We start from the raw sequence: 24,166 nt of genomic DNA on the forward strand, positions 1-24,166 counted from the left end.
GGCGCCACAACGCCAGCAGCTGCCCCCGGCCACCGGCGGGTCGACGCTGGCAACACTTGCCCCACTGCACGAACGTTCACTCGACACCGAGTCAGAATCGACCACCCGTTCCCGGAATCTTCTTTTACCGTGCCGGGGTGTCTCCGCATACGAATGGCAGTACTCTGGCTGGACGACATCCGCGCCGACGACCTGGAATCGGTCGGTGGCAAAGGGGCGTCCCTTGGCGAACTCACAGGCGCCGGGCTCCCCGTGCCGCCCGGGTTCGTCGTCACGGCTGAGACGTACCGGGAGTTCATCGAGGCGGCAGGCATCGACGAGGAACTGTTCGAGGCGGTCGACGTCGACGTCGACGACACCGAGGCGCTCGCCGAGGCCGAGGCGCGCGCGAGCGAACTCATCCTGGGAGCCGACTTCCCCGACGAGCTGCGCGAGGAGATCCTCGAGGCGTACAGTCACGTCGGCGACGGCGAGGCGTTCGTCGCGGTGCGTTCCTCCGCGACCGCTGAGGACCTCCCCGACGCCTCCTTCGCGGGCCAGCAGGAGACGTTCCTCAACGTCACCGAGGAGGACCTGCTCCAGCGCGTCCGGGAGTGCTGGGCGTCGCTCTTTACCCAGCGCGCCATCTACTACCGGACCCAGCAGGGCTTCGCTCACGACGACGTGAACATCGCGGTCGTCGTCCAGCAGATGGTCGACGCCGAGAAGTCGGGCGTGATGTTCACCAGCCACCCGTCGACGGGTGCGGCGACGATGATCATCGAGGCCGCGTGGGGGCTCGGCGAGGCCGTCGTCTCCGGCAGCGTCTCCCCGGACAACTACCACCTCGACCGCGAGTCCGGCGACGTCGAGGAGGTGACCGTCGCCGACAAGAAGGTCAAGATGATCAAGGACCCGGAGACGGGCAAGACCGCAGAGGTCGACGTGCCGAGCGACGAGCGCGAGGCGCGGGTCCTCTCGGACGAGGAGCTCGCCGAGCTGCGCGAGCTCGGCATCACCGTCGAGGAGCACTACGAGACGCCCCAGGACGTGGAGTGGGCCATCGTCGACGGCGACGTGTACATGCTCCAGTCCCGCCCCATCACCACCATCGCGGAGGGAGACGTGGGCGAGGCCGACGAGACGCGCGTCGACCCGGACATCGACAGCGAGACGCCGGGCGAGGCGAGCGCGACCGACGGCGGCGGGAGCGACGACGTGATCGTCCGCGGGCTGGGCTCCAGCCCGGGCATCGCCTCCGGCCGGGCACGCATCGTGAAGAAGCTCGACCAGCTCGACAAGGTCGGCGAGGGCGACATCATCGTCACCGAGATGACGACGCCGGACATGGTGCCCGCGATGCGGCGTGCCGCCGGCATCGTCACCGACGAGGGCGGGATGACGAGCCACGCGGCCATCGTCTCCCGTGAGCTCGGCGTCCCGGCCGTCGTCGGCGCGGGCGACGCCACGACGACGCTCTCGGACGGCCAGATGATCACGCTCGACGGCGACAAGGGGACCATCCGCGAGGGCAAGACCCAGACCGACGAGGAGCGCGAGCCCGTCGAGGAGGTCCGCCCGCAGGCGCCCGTGAAGCCGATGACCGCGACCGAGGTGAAGGTCAACGTCTCCATCCCGGAGGCCGCCGAGCGCGCCGCCGCGACCGGCGCTGACGGGGTCGGCCTGCTCCGCATGGAGCACATGATCCTCTCGACGAACAAGACGCCCGAGCGCTACATCGCCGACCACGGCGAGGAGGCGTACGTCGAGGAGATCATCGACGGCGTCCAGCGCGTCGCCGAGGAGTTCTACCCGCGACCGGTCCGGGTGCGCACGCTCGACGCGCCCACCGACGAGTTCCGCCAGCTCGACGGCGGCGAGGACGAGCCCGAGGAGCACAACCCGATGCTCGGCTACCGGGGGGTCCGTCGCAGCCTCGACCGTCCCGAGGTGTTCAAGCACGAGCTCGAGGCGTTCCGCCGCCTGTTCTCGATGGGCTACGACAACGTCGAGATCATGATCCCGCTCGTGAACGACGCCGAGGACGTGCTCCAGGTCCGCCAGCTGATGGAGGAGGCGGGCATCGACCCGGCCAAGCGCCGCTGGGGCGTGATGGTCGAGACGCCGGCGGCCGCGCTCTCCGTGGGCGAGATGGCCGAGGAGGGCATCGACTTCGCCTCCTTCGGCACGAACGACCTCACGCAGTACACGCTGGCGGTCGACCGGAACAACGAGAACGTCGCCGACCGCTTCGACGAGCTCCACCCGGCCATCCTCGAACTCATAAGCCAGACCATCGAGACCTGCCGCGAGCACGACGTGGCGACGAGCATCTGCGGGCAGGCCGGCTCCAAGCCACAGATGGTCCAGCACCTCGTCAACACCGGCATCTCCAGCATCTCCGCGAACATCGACGCCGTGCGCGACGTCCAGCACGAGGTCAAGCGCACCGAGCAGAAGCTCATCCTCGACTCCGTCCGCTAGAGCGAGGGCCCGAACAGCGCGAGCAGGACGACCGCGGCGGTCGCCACGCTCGCACCCGCAACGACCGACCGCGGTGCGGTCGCTCCGTCGCCGACCAGTTCTCCGACGCCGATTCCGAACACCTTCCCGCCGTCGAGCGGCCAGATCGGTAGCGCGTTGAACAGCGCGAGGTTCGCGTTCAGGAACCCCACCCAGAACAGCGAGTTGACGACGACGCCGAGGCTCGTCACGTCGGCGGCCGTCGGCGGCGCGGCGGCCGTGTACAGCCAGCCGAAGTAGACGAGGTAGGCGTCCGTGATGCTGCCGAGTCCGACGACGAGGAACCCACAGAGGACGAGCAGGGTGACGGCGACGTTGTTGGCGACGCCGGCGGCGAACAGCCGGAGCCTGGCGCGGGCGGGTGCGTCGTCGACGGCCTCGGTCGGCTTGACGTACGCCGCGAGCGGGACGATCCCGAACAGCAGCGCGACACCGATCTCGTCGATGGGAAGGTCGTCGACCCGGAGCGATATCGCGTGGCCGCCCTCGTGGACGACGGTCGCGACGAGCAGTCCGAGGACGACGTAGCCCGCCGCCGCGAGCGGCATGAACTCGTTGACGCCGGGGATGGCGACCATGTTGTTCGGGTCGTTCGCGGCCGTCGACTGCACGTCGGTCGTCAGCGCGACGACGGCGACCCAGCCGACGGCCCCGAGCGCGCCGAGCCCGCAGGCGACGAGGACGCCGATACCGAGGTCGTGCCAGCGCCGCCAGGGGCCGCGCTCCGCGACGCGGTCGACGAGCGACCCGCCGCGGTCCGTGTGCGCGTACAGCGTGAGGAATCCGATCTTCAGGGACGCTGGCAGTCGCTCGTTGCAGGCGGCCTCCACGGCCGCGAACCGACGACGGAGTCGCTGGACGGCACCCATCGTTCCACCCGGTAGCCGTGTGATGGAAATGAATCTATCGGGCGGCCGGTGCGGTCGGCGGGAACTACCCGGGAACGCAACCCCTAAATTCCACAACCCGAAGATAGAGGCATGCGCGGCCAGCCACAGGATTTCGACCGGGTCCTCTCCTCGATGTGTACGGAACCCCACCCGGTCGCACGCGAGGCCGCAGCGCGCTTCCTCGCCACGAACCCCGGCGACCCCGCGACGTACCAGACCGTCGCGGACCTGGAGGACGACGCCATCGCCGGGCTCGGCGAGCTCGTCGGCCTCGACGACCCCGCGGGCTACATCGCCAGCGGTGGCACCGAGGCGAACATCCAGGCGGTGCGCATCGCCCGCAACCGGGCGGTGTCGAGCACGCCGAACGTCGTCGTCCCCGAGAGCGCGCACTTCTCCTTCCAGAAGGCGGCGGACGTGCTCTCGGTGGAGCTCCGGGTCGCCCCACTCACCGAGGACTGGACCGCCGACGTTGGCGCCGTGCGACGCTTCTGCGACGAGGACACCGCGCTCGTCGTCGGTGTCGCGGGCACGACCGAGTACGGCCGGGTCGACCCCATCCCGGCGCTCGCGGACCTCGCGAACGACGTCGGCGCGCTCTGTCACGTCGACGCCGCCTGGGGCGGCTTCGTCCTGCCGTTCACCGACCACGAGTGGCACTTCGGGCACGCCGACGTCGACACGATGACCATCGACCCGCACAAGATGGGGCAGGCGGCGATCCCGGCGGGCGGACTGGTCGCCCGCGACGAATCGCTGTTCGACGCGCTCGCCGTCGATACACCGTACCTGGAGTCGGCGAAGCAGGCGACGTTGACGGGCACCCGCTCCGGTGCCGGCGTCGCCAGCGCGGCCGCGGCGATGGCGGAGCTCTGGCCCGACGGCTACCGCGAGCAGTACGAGCGCTCGCAGGCGAACGCCGAGTGGGTCGCCCGCGAGCTCGCCGACCGCGGCTTCGACGTGGTCGACCCCGAGCTGCCGCTCGTCGCGGTCCCGATGTCCGACGAGCTGTTCGAGTCGCTCCGCGAGGCGGACTGGCGGGTCTCCCGCACCGCCGACGGCAAGCTCCGCATCGTCTGCATGCCCCACGTCACCCGCGACGTGCTCGAGGCGTTCGTCGCCGACGTGGACCGGCTCCAGCCCACGGCGAACATTAACACTTAGGTCCACGGGACGCCGAGGCGGAGGTAGTGCCCCCCGTCTCGACCCCGTCGCTCGCTCTTCTGGACGTGCTTGCGTCGGTCGAACCGTTCATCGGACTGCCACTCTCCGAGTTCTACCCCGACCTCGGCGGCCTCGCGGACGCCGTGCGCAACGCCTCCGGAGTCATCGGGCTCGCCATCATCGCGATCTACTCGTTCCTCATCGCGTTCATCCTGCCGCTCCCGAGCGAGGTCGTCCTCGCGCCGGTCCGGACCGGCACGCTCGCACTCGGGCTCCCGAGCTACGCCGAGTACGCCGTCGTGATGGTCGTCAGCGGCGCTGGCAAGGCCGCCGGCAGCGTCTTCGCGTTCCACATCGGCCAGGAGGCCAAGGAGTCCGGCCCGGTCGTCCGGTTCCTGCGGAACTCCCGGTTCAACATCGTCGAGTGGTCCGAGAACAAGACCGTCGAGCTGGCCCGTCGGTACGGCTACGCCGGGCTCGCGATGGCGCTCTCCGTCCCCTTCTTCCCCGACACGCTCTCCATCTACGCCTTCGCGGTGCTCGAGCGGGACTACAAGAAGTTCGCGCTCGCGACCTTCGCTGGCAGCGTCGGTCGCCTGCTCGTCACCATCGGGCTGTTCGGCGTCATCTTCAGCATCATCTAGAGTCCGGCACCGACCCCCCACCCGACCACGACGGCGAGCAGACAGGCTGCGAGCGTCCCGAACGCGTTGAGCGCCGCGGCGAGCCAGCGTCCGCGTTCGAGCCGGTCGACGGTCGCGACGCCGAACGAGGAGAACGTCGTGAACGCACCGCACGCGCCGGTGCCGACGAGCAGTGCCACGTCTCCACCCGGGCTGGCCGCGGTGAGCGCGGCGAGGACGAGGCTCCCGACGACGTTCACCGCGAACGTCCCCCGTGGGACGGCCTCCTCCCGTCGAGTGAGCGCGACGGAGACGAGCTGGCGCCCCATCGCGCCGACCGCGCCGCCGAGCCCGACGAGCAGCGGCGCTGGCAGGTTCATGCGGGGACCTCCCTGCCTTCGAACCGGCCCGCGGCCAGCCGGCCGGCGCCGACGCCCGCGAACCCGAGCGCGTACGTCGCGACGACGTAGCCGACCGCGAGGGTCGGCGCGCTGGTCGCCGCGCCGACGACGAACGTGCTGTACGTGGTGAAGGAGGAGAGGAAGCCGGTGCCGACGGCGAGGCGGACCCGGCGGGGGACGCGGTCGCGGTCGAGCGAGACGAGGAAACCGAGCAGCACGCAGCCGACGACGTTGGCCGCGAGCGTGCCGGCGAGCCCCGTGGGGACGCCCGCGAGGGCGACGTCGACGCCCCAGCGCGCGTTCGCGCCGGCGAAGCCGCCGACCGCGACCAGCGCGAGCGTCCGCGTGTGGGACCCGTCGGTCATCGAGACGGAGTGTCGAGGCGCGGCCCAAAAGTCCGCCGACTTCGGGCGAGCACGGCCGCTCGCGGTGGAACTGACGAACAACGACCCCCGTTCCACGCGCCCCGGGTCTCGTTCAGAAGACGTACTCGTCCTCGTGGCCCATCATCCCGTCGTCCTCGTAGCCGCCACCACCGGGCTCGTCGTCGTCGATCGGCCCACTGGTCTTGTAGGCCTTGATCCCGGTCGAGATGAGGTCCTCGATGGCTTCCTCGCGGTTCACGAACTCCCCCCGCTCTACCATCTGGGTGATCTGCATCTCGAGGTGTTCGGGGATGTTGATTTCGACCTTTGGCATCAGTGGTAGGGGCTTCGGTGATGTGGTATTTAAGCCTGACGGGGAGCGCGACCCCCGTGCACGACCGGTCGATTCCGGAGCGGACGAGGGGGGTGCAGTCGGGCGGTCTCGCCGTCGTGGAAACGCCGGTTCGGCAGTCGAGTCGGTTCCGTCATCCCTACGGTCGCGGGCCACCGAGAGCGCTGTATGAGCGTCACCGACGTCACGGACCTCTACGAGGAGTACGGCGAGGACCGCCTTCCGCCGGGCCAGCGCGAGACCTCGAAGTTCCCCGTGCTCTCGAAGGGGAACACGCCGAAGTTCGACCCCGAGAGCTGGGAGTTCCGCGTCTCCGGCGCGGTCGAGAACGAGCTCAGCTTCGACTACGACGAGTTCCGGAACCTCCCGAGCGTGACACAGCGCCAGGACTTCCACTGCGTCACCGGCTGGTCGAAGTTCGACTGCGAGTTCGAGGGCGTCACCTTCCCCGAACTGGCCGAGCGCGCGGGCGTCCACGACGACGCCACCCACGTCATGTTCTCCGCGCTCGACGACTACACGACGAATCTGCCCCTGGAGGAGTGCATGCGCGACGAGGTGCTCTTCACCTGGCAGTTCGACGGCGACGACCTCCCGCCGGACCACGGCGGCCCCCTCCGGGTCGTCACGCCACACAAGTACGCCTACAAGGGCGCGAAGTGGGTCTGCGGCGTCGAGTTCCTGACCGAACCCGAGCGCGGCTACTGGGAACGTCGCGGGTACTCGAACACCGCGAATCCCTGGAACGAAGAGCGGTACAGCTAGTTGCGTTGCAATGAACACCCTTTATAGGACCGCCCCCTGAGTTGGGGGCAATGGAACGAGTGGGTAGCGAGTCGAGCGTCGCCGGTGCGACGCGCGAGGACGCGACCCTCGTGAGTCGGAGCCGTCCCATCTCGGACGTCTCCTTCCGGGCGTTCCTCGCCGCCCGGGACCCGCCGCGCCTCCAGTGGGCCAGCCACGAGGGGCTGGAGCTGGCTGGTGCGGGGGTCGCGGCCCGGCTCACGGCGAGCGGGACCGACCGGTTCGAGTCGGTCCGGACCGCCGCAGAGGGGCTGTTCGCCGACGCCGACTGCTCCAACTCCGACGCGCCGCGACCCCGACTCGTGGGTGGGTTCGCCTTCCTCGACGACCACGAACCCGACCCGCCGTGGACCGGCTTCCCCGCCGCCGAGTTCGTCCTGCCCGAGGTGCAGCTCACGCGGACCGACGACGGGACGTGGCTGACCGTGAACCGGTACGAGCCCGGTGCCGACCCCGAGGACGTCGCGACCGCCCTCGACCGCGAGGTCGCGGCCGTCGCGGAACTGCCGAAGATGCGCCCCGCGGGGAGCCGCCCGGGCGTGACCGGGGTTCGACGCCCGACCTCGAAGGAGGACTGGACCGCACAGGTCGCCGACGCCGTCGACCGCATCGAGTCCGGCGACCTGCAGAAGGTGGTCCTCGCCTGCGCGCTGGAGGTCGACCTCGCCGGCGAGGTGGACCTGCCGGACGTGCTCGAACGGCTGCGGCGGACGTACCCGAACTGCTATCGATTCCTCGTCCAGCCGACGGAGGAGGCCGGCTTCCTGGGGGCACCGCCGGAGCGACTCGTCAAGCGCGAGGGCCGCCACGTCGAGACCGAGGCGCTCGCCGGCTCGGTCGGCCGGGGCGGCACGCCCGAGGCCGACGCCGACCTCGCCGCGGAGCTCGTCGAGTCCGAGAAGATACAGCACGAGCAGCGCCTCGTCGTCGACGCCATCTGCGACCAGCTCGCCCCGCTGGGCGACGTCTCCGAGGGCGAGCAGACGGTCCGGCGGCTGGCGAACATCCAGCACCTCCGGACGCCCATCGCGGTCGATCTGGACCACGAGACGCACGTCCTCGACATCGTGGGCGCGCTGCACCCCACGCCCGCGGTCGGCGGGCTCCCCCCCGAGGCCGCCGCGGAGACGATCCGCGACGTCGAGACGTTCGAGCGCGGCTGGTACGCGGCCCCCATCGGCTGGTTCGACGCGGACGGCGACGGGGAGTTCCTCGTCGGCATCCGGTCCGGGCTGGCCGGCGGCCGCAGCGCCACGCTGTTCGCCGGCAACGGTATCGTCGCGGACTCCGACCCGCAGGAGGAGTGGGACGAGGTCCAGCTGAAGTACCGCCCGCTGCTCGACGAACTCGAGTGACCCTGCCGTGAGCGAGTACCCCAACCGCAACGTCCTCTGGGCCGAGACGCTGGTCGACGAGCTCGCCGCGGGCGGCCTCACCGCAGCGTGCATCGCGCCGGGCAGCCGGTCCACCCCGCTCACCGTCGCCTTCGACGCCCACGACGACGTCGAGACGTTCTCGCACCTGGACGAACGGTCGGCGGCGTTCTTCGCCCTCGGCCGTGGCCGCCGGACCGGCGAGCCGACCGCGCTCGTCTGCACCTCAGGCACCGCCGCGGCGAACTTCCACCCGGCCATCATCGAGGCGGACCAGGCACGCGTGCCCCTCATCGCGCTGACCGCGGACCGTCCACCCGAGCTGCGCGATTCGGGCGCGAACCAGACCATCGACCAGGAGAAGCTCTACGGCGACGCGGTGCGCTGGTACCGCGACCTGCCCGAGCCCGAGCCGGCGCCCCGGAAGCTCCGCCGCCTGCGCACCGATGCCAGCCGGGCGCTCGCCGCGGCGACGGGAAGCGACGCCGGCCCGGTCCACCTGAACTGCCCGTTCCGCAAGCCGCTGGAGCCGACGCCCATCGAGGGCGACGTCCCCGAGAACTGGCACGAGGGCGACGAGGCGGCGGCGGTTGGCCGGGGTGACGGTGAGCCGTACGTCACCTGGCATCAGGGGCGCCCCGACCTTGCCGACGCGGACCTGCGCGAACTCGCGGCAGCGGTCGCCGACGCGGACACCGGACTGATCCTCGCCGGTCCCGCCGACCCGACGACGCTGGCGGACGACGACTGGCCGGCTGCCGTGGCTGCGCTCGCCGCCGCCACGGGCTTTCCCGTCCTCGCGGACCCGCTCTCCGGCGTCCGATTCGGCGACCATCCCGACGATGCGACCGTCCTCGGCGGCTACGACGGCTACGTCCACGCGCTCGACGTCGACCCCGACCTCGTCCTGCGGTTCGGGGCCTCGGCGACCTCGAAGCCGCTGCGGAAGGCGCTCGCCGCCACCGACGCCCGGCAGGTGCTCGTCGACCCGATGGGCGAGTGGCGCGACGCGGAGTTCGTCTGCTCCGACCTCGTCGTCGCAGACCCGACGGAGACGGCGCGCGGGCTGGCTGCGGCGGCGGATGCGTCCGCTGACCCCGCGTTCGCCGACCGTCTCGCCGACGCCGAAGCACGCTACTGGGAGCACGTCGCGGAGTTCCTCGCCGACGAGCCGCCGGAGGGTGCCGTCGCGCACCGCGTGCTCGCCGACGCGCCCGACCCCGCCACCGTCTTCGTCTCGAACTCGATGGCGGTCCGGGACGCCGACCGCTTCGGCGCGCCGCGGGATGCGGAGCTCACCGTGCTGGCGAACCGCGGCGCGAGCGGCATCGACGGCGTGCTCTCGACGGGCTTCGGCGCGGGCAGTGCGACGGACGACCCACTCGTGGTGCTCACCGGCGACCTCGCGTACTACCACGACATGAACGGCCTGCTCGCGCTGGCGCGCTGCGGGGTCGACGCGACCGTCGTCTGCGTGAACAACGACGGCGGCGGTATCTTCCACCTGCTCCCCATCGAGGAGTTCGACCCGCCGTTCACCGAGCAGTTCGTCACCCCGCACGGGCTGGACTTCGAGCCGACGGCGGACCTCTACGACCTCTCCTTCCAGCGGGTCCGCCCGGCCGAGTTCGGCGACGCCTACCGGGCGTCACTCGCGATGGACGGCACGCAGGTGATCGAGGTCCCGTTCGACGCCGGCGCGAGCCACCGGGCCCGCGACCGCCTCGCCGAGTCCGTCGCCGACCGGTTCTGAGTCAGCCGACGATGTGCTTGAACGCCATCGCGTACCAGAACGGCACGACGCAGGCACCGACGAGGAACACGCTCATCGGCGCGAGCAGGTTCACCCCGACGAACGCGAGCACGAACGGCAGCCCGATGCTCAGCGCCCCGAAGCCCACCACCGCGACACGTGGGATGGTCAGCAGGTAGCCGAGCAGCAGCAGCGTACACCCACCGATGACGACGTTGACGAACAGGTTCAGCTGCGGTGAGACGGTGACGTAGGCCAGGAACGGGTACATCAGGAACGTCAGCGCGGCGAGCACCAGCGACTGCTGGGAGAGCGTGACCCGAACCGGCTCCTGCTCCAGCTCCTCCTCGTCCCAGTCGTGGACGGAGAAGCCGTCCCACTCGTCGTCGGCCGCCTCCTCGTCGGCGGCGACGTGCTCGCCCTGCCCGCGCGTCGTCCGTCGGGCCGCGCCGTCGAACGACGACCCCGTCCCCGTCGCGCCGCCGTCGGTCGAGGCCGAGGTCGCGCCGCTGCTCGCGCCCCCGGCCGAGCCGCCGGTGTCGCCGACGTAGTAGCTCCGCTTCGTGCGGTTCCCCTCGCCGGCCGCCTCGCGGTCCGATCCCGGGTACTCCTGCCTGCGGTTCCGGTTGCCGTACGTGCCGTCGGCCCAGCTCCGGCGTTCGTCGCCGGACGCCCGCTCGCGGCTCCCGTCGTCGGCATCGCCGGGGTCGCTCCCGTCGTCGGTCTCGGTCCGCCCCCAGCCGTCGGCGTCCCCGAACATCCGCTGGTAGGAGGCGTGCCCCAGCCGGTCGTAGCGCGCCCGCTCGTCGGGGTCCGAGAGGATCTCCTCGGCCTCGGCGACGCGCTGGAACTCGTCGGCGGCGTCCGCGCTGTCGTTCAGATCCGGATGCGTCTCCTTGACCCGCTCGCGATAGGCCTCGGTTATCTCCTCCTGTGTGGCATCGGCACCGACACCGAGCACGTCGTAGAACGTCTCCGTCATGCGGTCGGGGGACCCGAAGTTGGTCGACGTTGGGGCGGGACGCCCAAAACAGTTCCTGCTGTCGATAGGTTCGCGCTCGAAACGAGGGTCTCGACCGTGGAAGCGAATCTATTTCCGGGGGCCGACCCCACCCCCGTGCATGGTTTCGGAACTGTTCGACCCCGCGCGGTGGGAGGCCATCGACCGCGACTACCGCGACATCACCTACCACCGGGCGACGGAGTCCGGGACGGTCCGCATCGCGTTCGACCGGCCGGACGTGCGCAACGCCTTCCGGCCGGGGACGGTGGACGAGCTGTACGACGCGCTGGACCACGCGAAGCGACAGACGGACGTGGGCTGTGTCCTGCTCACGGGAAACGGCCCGTCGTCGAAGGACGGCGGCTGGGCGTTCTGCTCGGGCGGCGACCAGACCGTCCGCGGCGGCGAGGGCTACGAGTACCGCGACGAGGACGCCGACCGCGAGAGCGCGGCGAAGGGCGGCCGGCTGCACATCCTCGAGGTCCAGCGGCTCATCCGACACATCCCGAAGCCGGTGCTCTGTGTGGTGCCGGGCTGGGCGGTGGGCGGCGGGCACTCGCTGCACGTGGTCTGCGACATGACCATCGCGAGCGAGGAGCACGGGCAGTTCAAGCAGACCGACCCGGACGTGGCGAGCTTCGACGGCGGCTTCGGGTCGGCCTACCTGGCGAAGCAGGTCGGGCAGAAGAAGGCCCGCGAGATCTTCTTCCTCGGGAAGACCTACGACGCGCAGGAGGCCGCCGACATGGGCATGGTGAACGAGGTGGTGCCCCACGATGAGCTGGAGGACGTCGCCCTGGAGTGGGCCGAAGAGATGAACCGGAAGTCACCGACGGCGATGCGGATGCTCAAGTACGCGTTCAACATGACCGACGACGGGCTGGTCGGCCAGCAGACGTTCGCCGGCGAGGCGACCCGGCTCGCGTACATGACCGAGGAGGCACAGGAGGGCCGCGACGCGTTCGTGGAGAAGCGCGACCCGGACTTCTCCAAGTTCGACTGGCACTACTGACCGCGCCGCCGCCCCGACCGTCCCGATTCTTCAGACCGCGAACTCGTCGAACGCCCGGTTCGGCGGCCGCGGCTTCGCGTTCAGCTCCCACTCGACGCCGTATCTGTCCTCGAACACACAGTGGTGGTCGGCGTTGCGCTCGACCGTCGCGCCCAGTTCCTCGGCCCGCTCGGCGACCAGTTCGAACGTCGCGTGGGTGACCGCGAGCGCGACGTGGTCGACGCGGCCGGTGCCGTCGACGGCGTCCGGGTCGGCCGCGACGGCGAGGAAGAACTCGTCCCGGCCGAGGAAGGACATCGTGGGCTCGATGCCGGCCTCGATGGCTTCGGGCCACGTGAGGTGATCGGGGACCGTGCCTGGCTCGCCGTCGCGGTACCCCTCGCGGAACTGCACGCCGAGGTCGAACAGGTCGCGGTAGTAGTCCTCGGCGGCGGGGATGTCGTCGACCAGCAGGACGAGGTGGTGGAGGCCGTCGATCGCCATACTGGTTGCTGGGACGGCCGGCCCCCTAACCGTTGCTCCGCGAGAGAAGGAACCGTGCGTCGGCTCAGGAGAGCAGCACCGGCAGCCCGATGGTGACGATGACGCCGATGAGCATGACGACCGCACCGAACGCGACCTGGCTCATCTCGAACTCCTGCATCGGCGACGTGACCCGTCCCGCGTGCTCCTCGTCCGAGTGGTCGCTGCCGTGCCCGTGGTCGTCGTGCGCGTCGTCCGCGTGGTCGTCCGTTGCGTCCGCCTCGACGCTCTCGGTGTCCTCGCTCATGGCAGGTGGTTGTGCGAGGCCCTACCTGAAACTATCGAACCGATCCGAAACAGCCGGCATGGCGCGCGGCTGGCGAGCGTGCCGAGCCCTGCGAGGCAGCGAGCCATCCGCGCGAGGGATGAGCGACGCGAGAGCGAAGCTCTCGCGAGTCTGAGCGCGTAGCGCTCAGGCACCGGAGGGAGCGGTCACGAGACGCTCGCGTCTCGTGGGCCCACCGGAAATCTCCGATTTCCGGGGACGTTGCCAGACTGCGTCTGGCAAGCAGTCAGAACGCGAAGCGTTCTGACAACGCTAGCGACTGAGGAGCGCAAGAGGCTGGGGAGGCGTGAGGTGCGGTGCTGTTTGCGGTCGGGTGGGACTGAAAGGGGCCGACCGGTCGGCGAACCCGGAGCCCGTTCCCGCGAGGGAGCGCCAGCGACCGAGTGGGAAGCAGCGAGACGACGGAGGAGTCTCGCCAGCCAAGCACCGCAGGAACGAGGAGCGCAGCGGGGTCCCGGGAGCCGAGCGGGAGGGGGCGTTCTGGCTGTTGCCGACGGCGGCAACTCCCGGAACTATCGAGCCAGAGAGACTTCCCACGACTCCAGCCCACACAACCACCAACAGGGATGACGGCGTCGAAACGGTCAAACCCGCAACGCCCAAAGCACGACACAGTAGATGGCACTCACGAAGCGAATCATCCCCTGCATCGACGTGGACCTGGACGAGGACGGCAACGCGGCGGTCTACACGGGCGTCAACTTCGAGGACCTGGCGTACACGGGCGACCCGGTGGAGATGGCGCGCCGGTACAACGAGTCGGGCGCGGACGAGTTCGTCTTCCTGGACATCACGGCCTCGGCGGACGGCCGGGAGACGATGCTCGACACGGTGAGCGCGGTCGCCGACGAGGTGTTCATCCCGCTGACCGTGGGCGGTGGCATCCGCACCACGGAGGACATCAAGGAGACGCTGCGCGCCGGCGCGGACAAGGTCTCCATCAACTCGGGCGCGCTGGCGAACCCCGAACTTGTCAACGCGGGGGCACGCTCGTTCGGCAACCAGTGCATCGTCATCAGCGTGGACGCCCGGCGGCGCTACGACGAGCAGGGCGAGCACTACGCGCAGGTCGACGGGGAGTCCTGCTGGTTCGAGTGCACGGTCAAGGGCGGCCGCGAGGGCACCGGGCGCGACGTGGTCGAGTGGTCCCGGGAGGCCGCCGAGCGCGGCGCGGGCGAGCTGTTCGTCAACTCCATCGACGCCGATGGGACGAAGGACGGCTACGACATCCCGCTGACGAAGGCGGTCTGCGACACGGTCGACACGCCGGTCATCGCCTCGTCGGGCTGTGGCGGCCCGGAGGACATGTACGAGGTGTTCACCGACGCCGGCGCGGACGCCGCGCTGGCCGCCTCCATCTTCCACTTCGACGAGTACTCCATCGAGGAGGTCAAGGCGTACCTCGACGAGCACGGCGTGCCGGTGCGGCTGTAGCGTGCCACGCTGCGAGCACGGCTTCGCTGGGAACCGCACGCCCCGGCCGCATCGCGCACCGGCAACTACTTTCCTGCGCGACCGAACGTACTGGTAGATGGCGTGGGAGTGCGACGAGTGTGGCACGCGGTCGACCTCGCCCCCCTGCGACGAGTGCGGGAGCGAGGTCGGCGAGTACACCGGCTTCGTCTGGGTCTGCCCAGACTGCGGCCGCCAGTCCGCGAAGAACAACCCGCCCTGCCCCCGCTGTGGCGGGATGGACCTCGAGCAGCGCCGCCCCGACTACAGCGACATCGACGCGGAGACCGCGGTGCCGGGCTACGCACAGCTCGCGAAGCCGCTGCTCCCGTTCGTCCTCGTCGTCGCGGTCGTCGTCGCGCTGTTCGCGACCGGCGTCGTCCCGCTCCCGGAGGACCTCGACGTGGCGCTGAACGGCCCGCGCGTCGTCGACGCCCCCGGTTCCGCCGACGAGGCCGGCGGGCTGAACCTCTCCGACGTGGAGTCGGGGATTCTGGACCGCGTAGATGAGTACCGGGCGGAGCGCGGCGCGGGCGAACTCTCCCGGGACGACTCCCTCGCCGACATGGCGACGTTCGCCAACCAGCGCGAGGTCGCCGGCGACTACGACGGCGGCAGGGTGGTCGGCGGCCTCCGTGACTTCTCGCCGGACTGCCAGCCCGCGATCTTCCTGCTCGGCTCGACCGACGGCGGCGGCGCGACCGTCGACGACTTCGAGAGCGAGTCCGCCGCGGCGGGCGCGCTGTTCGACGTGCTCGTCGCCGACATCGAGGGCTCGTCGGTGCTCACGGACGCCGACGACGCCCACGCAGTCGATGTCCACGTCGCTCCCGATGGCCGAATCTACGCTGCGTACGCTGTCTGCTGACGGGACTGTGAGAACTGGGTCGCAGAACCGCGAGAGCTACGCCGCCTGCTCGAACGCGGTACGGAACGCGTCGGTCTTCTCCTGGACGCGCTGGGCCGCACTCTGGAGCGCGTCGATGGGGTCGACGCCGTCCTCGGTCTTGACGGTGAGGATGGGTTCTGTCTGTCCACCGGACTGCTCGGGGTTCACGTCGTAGGTCGCGGCGGCGACGCCCTCCGTCTCCAGCAGCGCGCCCTTGAGGACGTTCATGAACGTGTGGTCCTCGCCTGCGATCTCGACGCGGAGTTCCTGCTCGAGGTTCTCCGTGACGGTGAGTTCCATGTGCCTTCGTGGTCGTCGGGCGCGTTTACAGGTTTCGGAACCGAGCGCGAACGGATTCACGTTCGCTGGTGGTCGAGTCGTGGCTGGTGAGTCGGATTCCGGTGTGAAAGGCAGGAGCACTCCGCCACTCTTGGGAGTCCTCGACACCGGGAACCGCCAGAAAGCCCCGAGGTGCTCGACTCCCGCGGCTCGTTGCGGTCCTCGTTCCTGCGGTCCTCACGTCGCCGGGGTTCGCCGAGCACCTCGCCCCTTTCAGTCCCACCCGCACAGCACCGTAACCGCCCTCACGCCTCCCCAGCCGATTCGCTCGGTCGCAGGCTCCCTCGCTCATCCCTCGCGCGGATGGCGCGCGGCCTCGCTGCGCTCGGCACGCTCGCCAGCCGCGCGCCACCCGGTTGTGGAGGCAGCGGGACGAAGCATTTACCATTGGAAACGAAACCTGCCCGGTATGCGACGGCGCGCCCTCCTCGCGAGCCTCGGAGTCGTCGGAGCGGGCTGTCTCGGTGGCCCGCTCTCCGGCGACGGGGCTGGTACCACGAACCCGACGACGGCGGGAGATATCCCTGACTGTCCCAACTTCGACGACGAACGGCCGACCGTCTGTGCGGGAACAGACGATAGGTTCTCGCTCTCGGGTCCGACGACGGTCGAACCCGGCGAACACGTCTCGTTCGTCATGACGAACGAGACGGATGCACGGTTCTCGACGAACTTCTACGGCTACCGACTCCACAAGCTGGTGGACGGTGAGGAGTACCTCATCGGACCGTGGGTCGTCCCCGAGCCGCTCTACCACCTCGATTCGGGAGCGAGCCACGAGTGGTCCGGGAACTTCTCCACATCGACCACGGACGTGGAGCACTCGCCGGAGGAGACGGAACGAGCCTGGTTCAACGGACTTGGCGGTGGTCGGTACGTCTGGACCGGGACGGGATGGTTCGACGATGACGGACAGGTTCGCGTCGCGTGGCCGTTCGAGTTCGACGCCGAACCGCTGTCTCCGGAGCCCAGAGAGCTCTCGACCGAACGCGAGGGGTCGACACTGATCGTCGATGCTGGCGGTGGAACCGGGAACGGTGCCACAGTCACGGCCCGCCGCGCAGGAGATGCGGCGTCGGACCGGCGTGTGATTCCAGAACAGCTCGTCAGGTTCCCACGGCTCCGGAACACCATCCCACGGTTCGAGGACGGCATCGAGGAGGTGGAGCTCCGGAACAGTACGTCCTGGGGGCTGGGAGTGCGGCGGAGCAACAGTCCCGTCGTCGTCGCGTACCAGGGGGCGAGCTACGAACTCACGGCTCGCTGACGCGGCTCACCAGGTACCGGGGAGTGTGGCGAAATCCGCCGCGGTTGCAGGGTTGGACCGGGCGCACTCAATCGCTACGTGGCACCTGCCGCGCCGTCGACGGCCAGCCCGATGCGCTTCTGGTCCGAATCTCGAACCCGCTCCGTCGCCGACAGCACCTCCTCGAGCGGGTGGAAGGCGGCCTCGAACCCCTCGGCCTCGCCCCTGAGTTCGCCAGAGACGTTCGACCGGTGGACCGCGTAGGTGAGCAGGTAGAGGGAGGTCGACGGGAACTCCGCGTGGAGGACGGTGACGAACGACAGGTCGTCGGGGTCGCCGGTGAGGCCCGTCTCCTCTTCGAGCTCCCGGAGGCCGGCCTCCTTCGGACCATCGTCGTACTTCGCGAACCCGCCCGGGAGGCTGAGGAACCCCTCGTGCTGTGGAATCGGTTCGTCGAGCATGAGGACGCGCTCCTCGTCGTAGACCACGATGTGCGTGCCGGGGACGGGGTGACGGGAGAGCACCGTGTCGCAGTCGGGACACCAGGGATGCTCGTCTCCCTCCCACTCTGTGGTTTCGACTTCGCCTCCGCATCGGTGGCAGTACTCGGGGACCACGGCTATGGAATCGATATCCATGTCAGCGACTACCACCCCACCCGAATAAAACGTTTCTATGTAATGATATTTCCTGTCGAATCCGCCAACCCGCAGTGGGGTCGTCGACGGTCACCAGGTGCCGTGGAACGTGTCGAACTCCAGCGCGTCGAGCGGCTCCTCGCCGATGGCGATGCGGTACTCCTGGGGCGTGAGCATCGGCTTGTGGAACCGCGGGCCGTCGTCGGTCGTGATGCGCGGGCAGCCGGTGTTGACGAAGGCGTCCATGTCGAAGTTCCGGAGGCGGTCCGGGGTGACCTCGTCCATGGTGATGAGGTACGCGTTGTCGTTGTTGTCGACGATCTCCTCGGCCTGGTCCCAGCGGCCCTGGCCGATCTTCGTACAGAAGATGACGCCGAACTTCTCGGCGTCCATCGCGCGGTGGACGGCGCCGTAGCGCTGCTTCATGAACTTCTCCGTGTCCGCGATGGTGAGGACGTTGTTGACGGGGTCGGCGATGACGACCTTCTTGTCGGGGTGCTCCATCGCGAGCCCGAGCGGGTGGAACTTGCCGCCGCCGACGTAGAGGATCTGGTCGGCGTCGATGTCCGCGGAGGCGTAGTTGCAGCCGAGCACCTGCCCCTCGTGGGTGAGGCGGTCGTCGCCCTTGCGCGTGTGGACGGTGTAGCCGGCGTCCTCGAGGTGCTCGCGCATCTCCTCGAACCGGTTCATGTGCTGGGCGGTGGTGACGAGACCGACGTCGTCGCCTTCGAGCTCCTCGTCGATGGCGCGGTCGACGCTCGGGAGGACGTCGACGTTCGAGAACAGCGGGACGTAGATGATCTTGTCCGACTCCTTCATCGGCGAGTGGCCGAAGTGGACGAACACGTCGGTGCGGCGCATCAGGAAGGTGTCGAGGTCGCACGCGCCGTAGCAGGGCTGCCCGGAGATGAGGACGGTGACGTTCTCGGGGAGGATCTCGCGGAGGTCGTCGGCGACCCGCGGGCCGCGTCGTTTCAGCCCCTCGGGGAACTGGAGGCCGACCTTGTCTGCGTCGCGTTCCTCGACCGCCTCGACGATGCGGTCGAGCTCATAGTCCCACTCGCGGTCGTGCTTGAGGGACATACCGGTGTTCCGGAGGTCGCCCTCGGAGTACGATTCCTGGCTCATTGGACCGGATTAGCCGGCACGGACGGTTAACTTCGACGGTTCGGAACGGTCGAGAGAACGGCCGAGCCGGGCTCAGGCGACGTCGACGAGCCGGAACGCGGCCTCGAAGTCGGTCGAATCGAACGAGCCCTGCAGCTGCCGAGTCTCGTCGCGAAGCCGGGTGAGTCTGCCGGGGTCGGTTGCGGTGGCGCGACGGGCCGCCGCGACGAGTGCGTCCAGCCGTTCGAAGTAGACCGCACGTGTCGCGAGGTGGTCGACCGTCGCGAGCAGGTCGTCGGGGCAGACCGGTGCCTCGAGGTGTGCGTCGTGTGGCCCCGTGGGTGGCCGCTCGCTGCCGAGCGAGACCAGCGCACAGCCCGGTGCGCGCTCGCTGAGGGTCCGGAGGAGGGAGCGGCGTGTTCGCGGGCCGACCGGGCCGGCGACGGCGGCGACCGAGGCCTGCTTGGCCGTCGCGAGGACCTCGTCCGGCACGCCGGTGGCGACCACGTCGTACCGGCTGTCCTCGAGTGCCGACCGATAGCGTTGGCGGGTCAGTTCATCCTCGGCGACGACGAGTACCGTCGGGCTCCGGCGTGGCATCGTAGCTTCCACTCCGACCCGGACATACATCAACCACTCATTCCGTTCAACGTTCGTTCAGACCGTTTAACAGGCCATTAGGGTGGTCCAGAGGCACGTTTCCGGACGAACGTCGCTGCTCCGGCAGGTTGAAACACGTTCGCTCCCAAACGGTTGCCATGAGCATCGAGACGAGCGACGAGAGCACCGAGGAGTCGGATTCCGTCGAGCAGCGAGCGCGCGAACTCGGTCGCGCGCTGCGTGACCTGCCGGAGTACGAGCGGTTCGACGAGGCCCAGGCGGCCGTCGAGGCCAGCGAGGAGGCCCAGGCGAAGATCGAGGAGTTCGAGCAGGTGCGCCAGGAGTTCATGCTCGCGCGCCAGACCGGGCAGGCGTCCCAGGATGACCTGGAGGAACTGCAGGAGACCCAGCAGGAGCTCCACGACATCCCCGCGATGGCGGAGTACCTCGAGGCACAGAACGAGCTCGATGCCCGGCTGGAGCGCGTCAACGGCACCATCTCCGCCGAGCTCGGCCTCGACTTCGCCGACGAGGCGAGTGGCTGCTGCAACGACTGAACCGGAGTTCTCATCCGCGGCTTCGCGGTTTCGTGTGGACGAGTAGTGTGCCGCCACCCGTCGGTCCGGTTACCCGAAGAGACACGCTTTTGGTCGCAGCGGAACCCGGTTCCGGTATGTTCGTCCTCGTCAACCTGAAGGCGTACCCGTGTGACCCCGTCGCGGTCGCGACCGCGGCGGCGAACGCGGCCGACGACAGCGGCGTCCGCATCGCCGTCGCACCGCAGGCGGCCCACCTCGAGGCGGTCGCGGAGACCGGCGTCGAGACCTGGGGCCAGCACGTCGACCCGGTCGAGCCGGGGAGCCAGACCGGCCACACGCTCGCCGAGACCGTCGCCGACGCCGGCGCGACGGGCACGCTGATCAACCACTCGGAGTACCGCGTGAAGCTCGCCGACCTCGACGGGTCGGTCCGCGCGGCGGAGCGCGCCGGGCTGGAGACGGTCGTCTGTGCGAACAACCCGGCACAGGTCGGCGCGGCGGCGGCGCTCGGCCCGGACGCCGTGGCGGTGGAGCCGCCGGAGCTCATCGGTACCGGCACGCCCGTCAGCCAGGCCGACCCGGACATCGTCGAGGACGCCGTCGCGGCCGCGGCAGCGGTCGACCCCGACGTCGACGTGTTCTGCGGGGCCGGTATCTCGACGGGCGAGGACCTCGCGGCGGCAGGGGAGCTCGGCGCCACCGGCGTCCTGCTGGCCTCGGGCGTGGCGAAGGCAGACGACCCGCGGGCCGCGCTCGACGACCTCGTCGCGCCGCTCTGAACACGCGAACACGCCTTTGTTCGCATGGTTGTTGATAGAAATAATTAAGTCGATAGGCTGCCGAACAAAGTTCGATGGGTGCGAGAGAACGGGTGACGAGGTTCGCGTCGCTGAACGTCGATGCGGCGGCCCGCGCGGTCGCCGAGGTCGGTGGTCTCGAACGGAAGCAGCGGCCCGCGCTCGCGGCGGGCGTCTGCCGGAACTGCGGTGACGACGACGCCCGCGAACGGGCCATCGTCCCCGACAGCGACCACGAGACGAACGGCATCGCCCTCTGTTCGAACTGTGCCGAGGACCACACCGCCGACGGCTCGCGGGCGGACTGCGGCGGGCTACCGGTTGCCCGCGAACGCGTGCTCGACCGCGACGACGGTCGCTGCCGGGGCTGCGGGGTTCGCGAGGCGCTCGTCGTCGGCGACGTGCTCCACCTGCACGCCGTCGTCTCCCCCGACGGGAACGGCCACCGACACGTCCACAACGTCGTCGCGCTGTGTCCGATCTGCCACGAGCGGGTCCACGACAGTGGGTAAGGATTTAGTAGCCGACCGGCGAGGTTCTCGCATGGCCGAAGAGCAGGTGTTCGTCTCGCACGCGCCGTCGGACGTCGACCTCGTCCAGGAGCTGTTCTCGACGGTCCAGAACCTGCATCTCGACGTCCACATCGCGCTCGAGGAGATCGAGCCCGGGCGCAACCGGCAGGACCTGGAGGGGCGGCTCGCCAACAGCGACCTGCTCGTCGTCGTCCTCACCGAAGCGGGCGCCACGAGCCGCTGGGTGAACCAGGAGATCGGCTACGCGGTCGCGAAGGGCATCCCCATCCTGCCGCTGTACGCCGCTGGTGTCGAGCCGAAGGGCTACCTCGAACGACACGAGGGCGTCGACCTCGATCCCGACGAGATGGACGTGACGGTGTTCAACCTGCTCTGCAGACTCCGCTCGGAGCTCGCCCCGCTGGGTACGCTCTCGACGCCGAACTGGTTCGTCCGCTTCCCCTGTAACTTCGAGAGCTGTGGCACGGCGGTGACCCTCGACATCGAGGAGACACAGAAGAAGTGCTGGCAGATGTACGAGCACAACCAGGCACTGGTGGCGACCTGCGAGGAGTGCGACGCGCAGTACTTCTTCAATCCGGCGACGCTCGGCTACGTGCGACGGGAGGACCCGGTCTAGAACTCGTCCTGCAGGCGTTCGTAGGCGGCCTGCACCCGCTTGAACTCCGCTCGCGAGCCGTTGGCCCGGTCGGGGTGGACCTGTTTGACCTGCCCGATGTACGCGTCGCGGAGGTCGTCCGCGTCTTCGAACCCCGACGCGCCGAGCACCTCGTACGCCTCGGCCCGCCGCATCCGGACGTCCTTGATGATGCCGTCGTCCCGGGCCTGCTCCATGCAGTCCGGGCAGAACTTCTCGGTCCGGTCGTCGACCGTGACGACGCGGTAGAGCTCGATGGAGTACCAGTCGGTGCACTGCTGGCAGAGGTTGCGCTGGCGGCTCGCCTTCGAAGGCGCCTTCGACTCGAGCTCGGCCGCCGTCTCGGCCTCGCTCTCCTCCTGGCGGCGCGAGCCCGAATCGTCGTTCGACGGGGCGTGTTCGGCACAGGAGTGACAGCAGAGCACGCTCGTCCCGTCCGAGAGGATGACCTCCTCGAGCTCGGAGACGAGATGCTCCTCTGTGCAGCCGTCGCACTCGCGGCGTCGCTGGTCGATATCGGAGCCGTTGTCGGCCACCGTCTCCGCGTACTCGCGGCATTCCGGGCAGCAGACGGCTCGCGACCCACCCGGCATCGTGACCGCATGGAGGTTGTCGAGGGAGAACTCGCGGTCACAGCCTTCACAGGCGTGTCGTTCGACCACAGCCATCGAATGAGTCAAAGGGATTCATCCTATATTAGTGTTCAGCCTTCGTGGAAGGAAACGGCCGACGACCGCCAGACGCGAGCGTGGGGAAACTGCAGTAGCTATTTCTTTCATCCGGGAGAACTCTGGGCTATGACAGCCACCGATTCGGCCGACGCGGGGGGCTCGGAGTACGACTGGCTGAGCCTCGACGCCGACGAGGAGATCGTCTGGTCGGGCAACCCCCACCCGATGAGCATCGTGCCGGCGCTCATCTTCGGCGTCCCGCTGATCATCCTGCTCGTCGGCATCATCATCATCGTCGCCGCGTACCTCTGGCGCGAGAACACGGAGTACGTCGTCACGACCGACGGCCTGTACACGAAGTCGGGCGTGTTCTCCCGGAACGTCCAGCGCGTCGACTTCGACAAGGTGCAGAACATCTCGTTCAGCCAGGGCGTCGTCGGGACCTACTTCGGCTACGGCAACGTCGACATCTCGACCGCCGGCGGCTCCGGCGTCGAGATGCAGTTCCAGTCGGTCGCCGACCCGAAGTCGGTCCAGGAGCGCATCAACCGGCTGATCAAGGAGAACCGCCGGGGGAGCGACCGCCGCGACGAGGACGCCCCCGAGAAGGGCGCAGTGCTCGACGAGATTCTCACCGAGCTGCGCACGATGCGGGAGACGTTCGAACGCATCGAGGCACGTGAGGGCGGCGGTGGGACGCAGGAACCCCGGGGCGGGTCACAGCAGGTGACGCCCCGACAGCCGGGGAACGAGCACCAGAGCGACGACCGGACAGACACCGACGGCCGATGAGCCGCGACTGGCTCACGCTGGAAGACGGCGAGGAGGTGCTCTGGTCGGCTTCGCCACGGGTCCAGAGCATCTACCCAGCGCTGTTCGTCGGGCTGTTGATCGCCGTCGTTCCGGCAGGCATGGCGCTGCTGTCGCCCGACGCGTTCCCGGTACCGGTGTGGCCGTTCGCCCTTCTGGGCATCCTGCCCCCGGTGCTCACGTACGTCTGGATCCGGAACGTCGAGTTCGTCGTCACGGACCGCCGCTGCTATCGCAAGCAGGGCGTGTTCTCCCGGGACGTTCTCGCCGTCGGCTTCGAGAGCGTCCAGAACAGCTCCTACGAGCAGGGCCTGTTCGGGACGCTGTTCGGCCACGGGACCGTCTCGGTCGACACGGCGGGGGGGATGGGCACGGAGCTGACGTTCTGGAACATCGAGGACCCACGCTCGGTCCAGAACCTCGTCCTCGACCAGCGAGAGGCGTTCGACGGGGGCGACGACGAGCTCCCGGGCACTGTCGAACAGTGGCAGGCGGTGCTCGCGGAGGTACGACAGCTGCGGCGGGCGGCAGAACGGTACGAACGGTCGTCTCGCTGAGACGGCATCGACGGGGCGGAACGGATTCGTGGGCACCCGAGAGACGACTGGGTGGTGTGGATGGGGTCGGGCGCCCGCGGTGTCGAGGTGGCGACGCGGTCGCGCCGCCGTGGGGACGATGAATCTTCCCTCCCTGAAGGGGGGAACCGGCGGATCGACGGTCCGCCGTGTTACCTGTCCCGACGGCCGAAACGGTCGTGGTCGACGATTCGTAACGGTCCTCGGGCAGACGTTCTACGGTGTTCGATGACCTATGTATGACCACGATACCGTCAGCCGACGGGATGGTTCGACGGGACCG

General features: G+C 69.3%; 28 protein-coding genes. 16 read left to right on the plus strand and 12 right to left on the minus strand.

Annotation, left to right across the window (positions count from 1 at the left end; translation table 11 throughout):
* Window positions 1–153 precede the first annotated feature (153 nt).
* On the plus strand, window positions 154–2,463 hold the full coding sequence (gene ppsA, locus ACSG06_RS14815) for a phosphoenolpyruvate synthase (protein WP_440991052.1): 2,310 nt from the start codon (window positions 154–156) through the stop codon (window positions 2,461–2,463).
* On the opposite strand, the gene ACSG06_RS14820 is transcribed toward ppsA, so the two are convergent.
* Window positions 2,460–3,371 carry a site-2 protease family protein gene (locus ACSG06_RS14820; RefSeq protein ID WP_440991053.1) on the minus strand — a complete coding sequence of 304 codons (912 nt, stop codon included), beginning with the start codon at window positions 3,369–3,371 and terminating at the stop codon, window positions 2,460–2,462. The two genes, ppsA and ACSG06_RS14820, sit on opposite strands and share 4 nt — an antisense overlap.
* Before the next feature lie 111 nt (window positions 3,372–3,482).
* Between ACSG06_RS14820 and mfnA the strand changes: the two genes are divergently transcribed.
* Window positions 3,483–4,556, plus strand: a complete 1,074-nt coding sequence (gene mfnA / locus ACSG06_RS14825) for a tyrosine decarboxylase MfnA (RefSeq protein ID WP_440991054.1) — start codon at window positions 3,483–3,485, stop codon at window positions 4,554–4,556.
* 89 nt (window positions 4,557–4,645) lie between these two features.
* Window positions 4,646–5,200 carry a YqaA family protein gene (locus ACSG06_RS14830; protein ID WP_440991437.1) on the plus strand — a complete coding sequence of 185 codons (555 nt, stop codon included), beginning with the start codon at window positions 4,646–4,648 and terminating at the stop codon, window positions 5,198–5,200.
* On the opposite strand, the gene crcB is transcribed toward ACSG06_RS14830, so the two are convergent.
* The 3 genes from crcB to ACSG06_RS14845 all read right to left on the minus strand — a co-directional run bounded on the left by crcB (window position 5,197) and on the right by ACSG06_RS14845 (window position 6,279).
* A complete protein-coding gene (gene crcB, locus ACSG06_RS14835; RefSeq protein ID WP_440991055.1) occupies window positions 5,197–5,559 on the minus strand; it encodes a fluoride efflux transporter CrcB in 363 nt (120 codons plus the stop codon). The genes ACSG06_RS14830 and crcB overlap by 4 nt on opposite strands.
* Window positions 5,556–5,945, minus strand: a complete 390-nt coding sequence (locus tag ACSG06_RS14840; protein ID WP_440991056.1) for a fluoride efflux transporter FluC — start codon at window positions 5,943–5,945, stop codon at window positions 5,556–5,558. The genes crcB and ACSG06_RS14840 overlap by 4 nt, the downstream gene beginning before the upstream one ends.
* A 112-nt stretch (window positions 5,946–6,057) precedes the next feature.
* On the minus strand, window positions 6,058–6,279 hold the full coding sequence (locus ACSG06_RS14845; RefSeq protein ID WP_256298835.1) for a ribbon-helix-helix domain-containing protein: 222 nt from the start codon (window positions 6,277–6,279) through the stop codon (window positions 6,058–6,060).
* 186 nt (window positions 6,280–6,465) lie between these two features.
* Between ACSG06_RS14845 and ACSG06_RS14850 the strand changes: the two genes are divergently transcribed.
* From ACSG06_RS14850 to menD, 3 genes are read left to right on the plus strand one after another with little or no spacing between them, the layout of a single operon-like run.
* Window positions 6,466–7,062 carry a sulfite oxidase-like oxidoreductase gene (locus ACSG06_RS14850; RefSeq protein ID WP_440991057.1) on the plus strand — a complete coding sequence of 199 codons (597 nt, stop codon included), beginning with the start codon at window positions 6,466–6,468 and terminating at the stop codon, window positions 7,060–7,062.
* Window positions 7,063–7,112: 50 nt separating this feature from the next.
* On the plus strand, window positions 7,113–8,456 hold the full coding sequence (locus tag ACSG06_RS14855) for an isochorismate synthase (RefSeq protein ID WP_440991058.1): 1,344 nt from the start codon (window positions 7,113–7,115) through the stop codon (window positions 8,454–8,456).
* A 7-nt stretch (window positions 8,457–8,463) separates the two neighbouring features.
* On the plus strand, window positions 8,464–10,227 hold the full coding sequence (menD, locus tag ACSG06_RS14860) for a 2-succinyl-5-enolpyruvyl-6-hydroxy-3-cyclohexene-1-carboxylic-acid synthase (RefSeq protein WP_440991059.1): 1,764 nt from the start codon (window positions 8,464–8,466) through the stop codon (window positions 10,225–10,227).
* A 1-nt stretch (window position 10,228) separates the two neighbouring features.
* On the opposite strand, the gene ACSG06_RS14865 is transcribed toward menD, so the two are convergent.
* Window positions 10,229–11,209, minus strand: a complete 981-nt coding sequence (locus ACSG06_RS14865; protein ID WP_440991060.1) for a J domain-containing protein — start codon at window positions 11,207–11,209, stop codon at window positions 10,229–10,231.
* A gap of 139 nt (window positions 11,210–11,348) precedes the next feature.
* On the opposite strand from ACSG06_RS14865, the gene ACSG06_RS14870 reads away from it, so the two are divergent.
* Window positions 11,349–12,242 (plus strand): 1,4-dihydroxy-2-naphthoyl-CoA synthase, encoded by an 894-nt coding sequence (locus ACSG06_RS14870; protein WP_440991061.1) that lies wholly within the window; start codon window positions 11,349–11,351, stop codon window positions 12,240–12,242.
* Between the two features lie 30 nt (window positions 12,243–12,272).
* Here the strand turns inward: ACSG06_RS14870 and ACSG06_RS14875 are convergent, their stop codons facing one another.
* Both ACSG06_RS14875 and ACSG06_RS14880 read right to left on the minus strand, forming a co-directional pair.
* On the minus strand, window positions 12,273–12,725 hold the full coding sequence (locus ACSG06_RS14875) for a VOC family protein (RefSeq protein ID WP_440991062.1): 453 nt from the start codon (window positions 12,723–12,725) through the stop codon (window positions 12,273–12,275).
* Window positions 12,726–12,789: 64 nt separating this feature from the next.
* On the minus strand, window positions 12,790–13,011 hold the full coding sequence (locus tag ACSG06_RS14880; RefSeq protein ID WP_440991063.1) for a DUF7550 family protein: 222 nt from the start codon (window positions 13,009–13,011) through the stop codon (window positions 12,790–12,792).
* Between the two features lie 657 nt (window positions 13,012–13,668).
* Here ACSG06_RS14880 and hisF point away from each other — a divergent pair.
* Both hisF and ACSG06_RS14890 read left to right on the plus strand, forming a co-directional pair.
* Window positions 13,669–14,484 (plus strand): imidazole glycerol phosphate synthase subunit HisF, encoded by an 816-nt coding sequence (gene hisF / locus ACSG06_RS14885; protein ID WP_440991064.1) that lies wholly within the window; start codon window positions 13,669–13,671, stop codon window positions 14,482–14,484.
* 97 nt (window positions 14,485–14,581) lie between these two features.
* Window positions 14,582–15,370, plus strand: a complete 789-nt coding sequence (locus ACSG06_RS14890) for a hypothetical protein (RefSeq protein WP_440991065.1) — start codon at window positions 14,582–14,584, stop codon at window positions 15,368–15,370.
* A gap of 36 nt (window positions 15,371–15,406) precedes the next feature.
* Here ACSG06_RS14890 and ACSG06_RS14895 read toward each other — a convergent pair whose 3' ends face one another.
* The gene (locus tag ACSG06_RS14895; RefSeq protein WP_440991066.1) at window positions 15,407–15,691 is read right to left on the minus strand and encodes a DNA-directed RNA polymerase subunit L; all 285 of its coding nucleotides are present in this window, start codon (window positions 15,689–15,691) and stop codon (window positions 15,407–15,409) included.
* A gap of 448 nt (window positions 15,692–16,139) precedes the next feature.
* On the opposite strand from ACSG06_RS14895, the gene ACSG06_RS14900 reads away from it, so the two are divergent.
* Window positions 16,140–16,997, plus strand: a complete 858-nt coding sequence (locus ACSG06_RS14900) for a hypothetical protein (protein ID WP_440991067.1) — start codon at window positions 16,140–16,142, stop codon at window positions 16,995–16,997.
* A 74-nt stretch (window positions 16,998–17,071) separates the two neighbouring features.
* Here ACSG06_RS14900 and ACSG06_RS14905 read toward each other — a convergent pair whose 3' ends face one another.
* The 3 genes from ACSG06_RS14905 to ACSG06_RS14915 form a co-directional block, all read right to left on the minus strand.
* A complete protein-coding gene (locus ACSG06_RS14905) occupies window positions 17,072–17,614 on the minus strand; it encodes an NUDIX hydrolase (protein ID WP_440991068.1) in 543 nt (180 codons plus the stop codon).
* Between the two features lie 90 nt (window positions 17,615–17,704).
* Window positions 17,705–18,742 carry a diphthamide biosynthesis enzyme Dph2 gene (dph2, locus tag ACSG06_RS14910; protein ID WP_440991069.1) on the minus strand — a complete coding sequence of 346 codons (1,038 nt, stop codon included), beginning with the start codon at window positions 18,740–18,742 and terminating at the stop codon, window positions 17,705–17,707.
* Window positions 18,743–18,814: 72 nt separating this feature from the next.
* Complete coding sequence (locus ACSG06_RS14915; protein ID WP_440991070.1) at window positions 18,815–19,321, minus strand: hypothetical protein; 507 nt, start codon at window positions 19,319–19,321, stop codon at window positions 18,815–18,817.
* Between the two features lie 158 nt (window positions 19,322–19,479).
* On the opposite strand from ACSG06_RS14915, the gene ACSG06_RS14920 reads away from it, so the two are divergent.
* The 4 genes from ACSG06_RS14920 (at window position 19,480) to ACSG06_RS14935 (ending at window position 21,809) form a co-directional block, all read left to right on the plus strand.
* A complete protein-coding gene (locus ACSG06_RS14920; RefSeq protein ID WP_440991071.1) occupies window positions 19,480–19,878 on the plus strand; it encodes a YlbF/YmcA family competence regulator in 399 nt (132 codons plus the stop codon).
* A gap of 116 nt (window positions 19,879–19,994) precedes the next feature.
* Window positions 19,995–20,639, plus strand: a complete 645-nt coding sequence (tpiA, locus tag ACSG06_RS14925; protein WP_440991072.1) for a triose-phosphate isomerase — start codon at window positions 19,995–19,997, stop codon at window positions 20,637–20,639.
* 74 nt (window positions 20,640–20,713) lie between these two features.
* Window positions 20,714–21,169, plus strand: coding sequence for an HNH endonuclease (locus tag ACSG06_RS14930; RefSeq protein ID WP_440991073.1), 456 nt, complete (start codon window positions 20,714–20,716; stop codon window positions 21,167–21,169).
* A gap of 31 nt (window positions 21,170–21,200) precedes the next feature.
* Window positions 21,201–21,809 carry a toll/interleukin-1 receptor domain-containing protein gene (locus ACSG06_RS14935; RefSeq protein ID WP_440991074.1) on the plus strand — a complete coding sequence of 203 codons (609 nt, stop codon included), beginning with the start codon at window positions 21,201–21,203 and terminating at the stop codon, window positions 21,807–21,809.
* Here the strand turns inward: ACSG06_RS14935 and ACSG06_RS14940 are convergent.
* Window positions 21,806–22,495, minus strand: a complete 690-nt coding sequence (locus tag ACSG06_RS14940; protein WP_440991075.1) for a J domain-containing protein — start codon at window positions 22,493–22,495, stop codon at window positions 21,806–21,808. The genes ACSG06_RS14935 and ACSG06_RS14940 overlap by 4 nt on opposite strands.
* A 129-nt stretch (window positions 22,496–22,624) precedes the next feature.
* On the opposite strand from ACSG06_RS14940, the gene ACSG06_RS14945 reads away from it, so the two are divergent.
* Together ACSG06_RS14945 and ACSG06_RS14950 are read left to right on the plus strand one after the other, a co-directional pair.
* Window positions 22,625–23,290, plus strand: coding sequence for a PH domain-containing protein (locus tag ACSG06_RS14945; protein WP_440991076.1), 666 nt, complete (start codon window positions 22,625–22,627; stop codon window positions 23,288–23,290).
* Window positions 23,287–23,865, plus strand: coding sequence for a PH domain-containing protein (locus ACSG06_RS14950; RefSeq protein WP_440991077.1), 579 nt, complete (start codon window positions 23,287–23,289; stop codon window positions 23,863–23,865). The genes ACSG06_RS14945 and ACSG06_RS14950 overlap by 4 nt, the downstream gene beginning before the upstream one ends.
* The last annotated feature ends 301 nt before the right edge of the window (window positions 23,866–24,166 follow it).

The organism is Haloarchaeobius baliensis (assembly GCF_052060055.1).
Classification (GTDB): domain Archaea; phylum Halobacteriota; class Halobacteria; order Halobacteriales; family Natrialbaceae; genus Haloarchaeobius; species Haloarchaeobius baliensis.

What these genes read in the sequence shown, in the direction of transcription:
- ACSG06_RS14865 (WP_440991060.1), bottom strand. Translation starts at nt 11,209, where the DNA reads ATGACGGAGACGTTCTACGACGTGCTCGGTGTCGGTGCCGATGCCACA.
- ACSG06_RS14900 (WP_440991067.1), top strand. Translation starts at nt 16,140, where the DNA reads ATGCGACGGCGCGCCCTCCTCGCGAGCCTCGGAGTCGTCGGAGCGGGC.
- ACSG06_RS14875 (WP_440991062.1), bottom strand. Translation starts at nt 12,725, where the DNA reads ATGGCGATCGACGGCCTCCACCACCTCGTCCTGCTGGTCGACGACATC.
- ACSG06_RS14950 (WP_440991077.1), top strand. Translation starts at nt 23,287, where the DNA reads ATGAGCCGCGACTGGCTCACGCTGGAAGACGGCGAGGAGGTGCTCTGG.
- ACSG06_RS14880 (WP_440991063.1), bottom strand. Translation starts at nt 13,011, where the DNA reads ATGAGCGAGGACACCGAGAGCGTCGAGGCGGACGCAACGGACGACCAC.
- ACSG06_RS14940 (WP_440991075.1), bottom strand. Translation starts at nt 22,495, where the DNA reads ATGGCTGTGGTCGAACGACACGCCTGTGAAGGCTGTGACCGCGAGTTC.
- ACSG06_RS14870 (WP_440991061.1), top strand. Translation starts at nt 11,349, where the DNA reads ATGGTTTCGGAACTGTTCGACCCCGCGCGGTGGGAGGCCATCGACCGC.
- tpiA (WP_440991072.1), top strand. Translation starts at nt 19,995, where the DNA reads ATGTTCGTCCTCGTCAACCTGAAGGCGTACCCGTGTGACCCCGTCGCG.
- ACSG06_RS14840 (WP_440991056.1), bottom strand. Translation starts at nt 5,945, where the DNA reads ATGACCGACGGGTCCCACACGCGGACGCTCGCGCTGGTCGCGGTCGGC.
- ACSG06_RS14905 (WP_440991068.1), bottom strand. Translation starts at nt 17,614, where the DNA reads ATGGATATCGATTCCATAGCCGTGGTCCCCGAGTACTGCCACCGATGC.
- ACSG06_RS14945 (WP_440991076.1), top strand. Translation starts at nt 22,625, where the DNA reads ATGACAGCCACCGATTCGGCCGACGCGGGGGGCTCGGAGTACGACTGG.
- ACSG06_RS14850 (WP_440991057.1), top strand. Translation starts at nt 6,466, where the DNA reads ATGAGCGTCACCGACGTCACGGACCTCTACGAGGAGTACGGCGAGGAC.
- ACSG06_RS14820 (WP_440991053.1), bottom strand. Translation starts at nt 3,371, where the DNA reads ATGGGTGCCGTCCAGCGACTCCGTCGTCGGTTCGCGGCCGTGGAGGCC.
- crcB (WP_440991055.1), bottom strand. Translation starts at nt 5,559, where the DNA reads ATGAACCTGCCAGCGCCGCTGCTCGTCGGGCTCGGCGGCGCGGTCGGC.
- ACSG06_RS14935 (WP_440991074.1), top strand. Translation starts at nt 21,201, where the DNA reads ATGGCCGAAGAGCAGGTGTTCGTCTCGCACGCGCCGTCGGACGTCGAC.
- hisF (WP_440991064.1), top strand. Translation starts at nt 13,669, where the DNA reads ATGGCACTCACGAAGCGAATCATCCCCTGCATCGACGTGGACCTGGAC.
- ACSG06_RS14930 (WP_440991073.1), top strand. Translation starts at nt 20,714, where the DNA reads ATGGGTGCGAGAGAACGGGTGACGAGGTTCGCGTCGCTGAACGTCGAT.
- ACSG06_RS14915 (WP_440991070.1), bottom strand. Translation starts at nt 19,321, where the DNA reads ATGCCACGCCGGAGCCCGACGGTACTCGTCGTCGCCGAGGATGAACTG.
- dph2 (WP_440991069.1), bottom strand. Translation starts at nt 18,742, where the DNA reads ATGAGCCAGGAATCGTACTCCGAGGGCGACCTCCGGAACACCGGTATG.
- ACSG06_RS14920 (WP_440991071.1), top strand. Translation starts at nt 19,480, where the DNA reads ATGAGCATCGAGACGAGCGACGAGAGCACCGAGGAGTCGGATTCCGTC.
- ppsA (WP_440991052.1), top strand. Translation starts at nt 154, where the DNA reads ATGGCAGTACTCTGGCTGGACGACATCCGCGCCGACGACCTGGAATCG.
- ACSG06_RS14855 (WP_440991058.1), top strand. Translation starts at nt 7,113, where the DNA reads ATGGAACGAGTGGGTAGCGAGTCGAGCGTCGCCGGTGCGACGCGCGAG.
- mfnA (WP_440991054.1), top strand. Translation starts at nt 3,483, where the DNA reads ATGCGCGGCCAGCCACAGGATTTCGACCGGGTCCTCTCCTCGATGTGT.
- ACSG06_RS14895 (WP_440991066.1), bottom strand. Translation starts at nt 15,691, where the DNA reads ATGGAACTCACCGTCACGGAGAACCTCGAGCAGGAACTCCGCGTCGAG.
- ACSG06_RS14890 (WP_440991065.1), top strand. Translation starts at nt 14,582, where the DNA reads ATGGCGTGGGAGTGCGACGAGTGTGGCACGCGGTCGACCTCGCCCCCC.
- ACSG06_RS14845 (WP_256298835.1), bottom strand. Translation starts at nt 6,279, where the DNA reads ATGCCAAAGGTCGAAATCAACATCCCCGAACACCTCGAGATGCAGATC.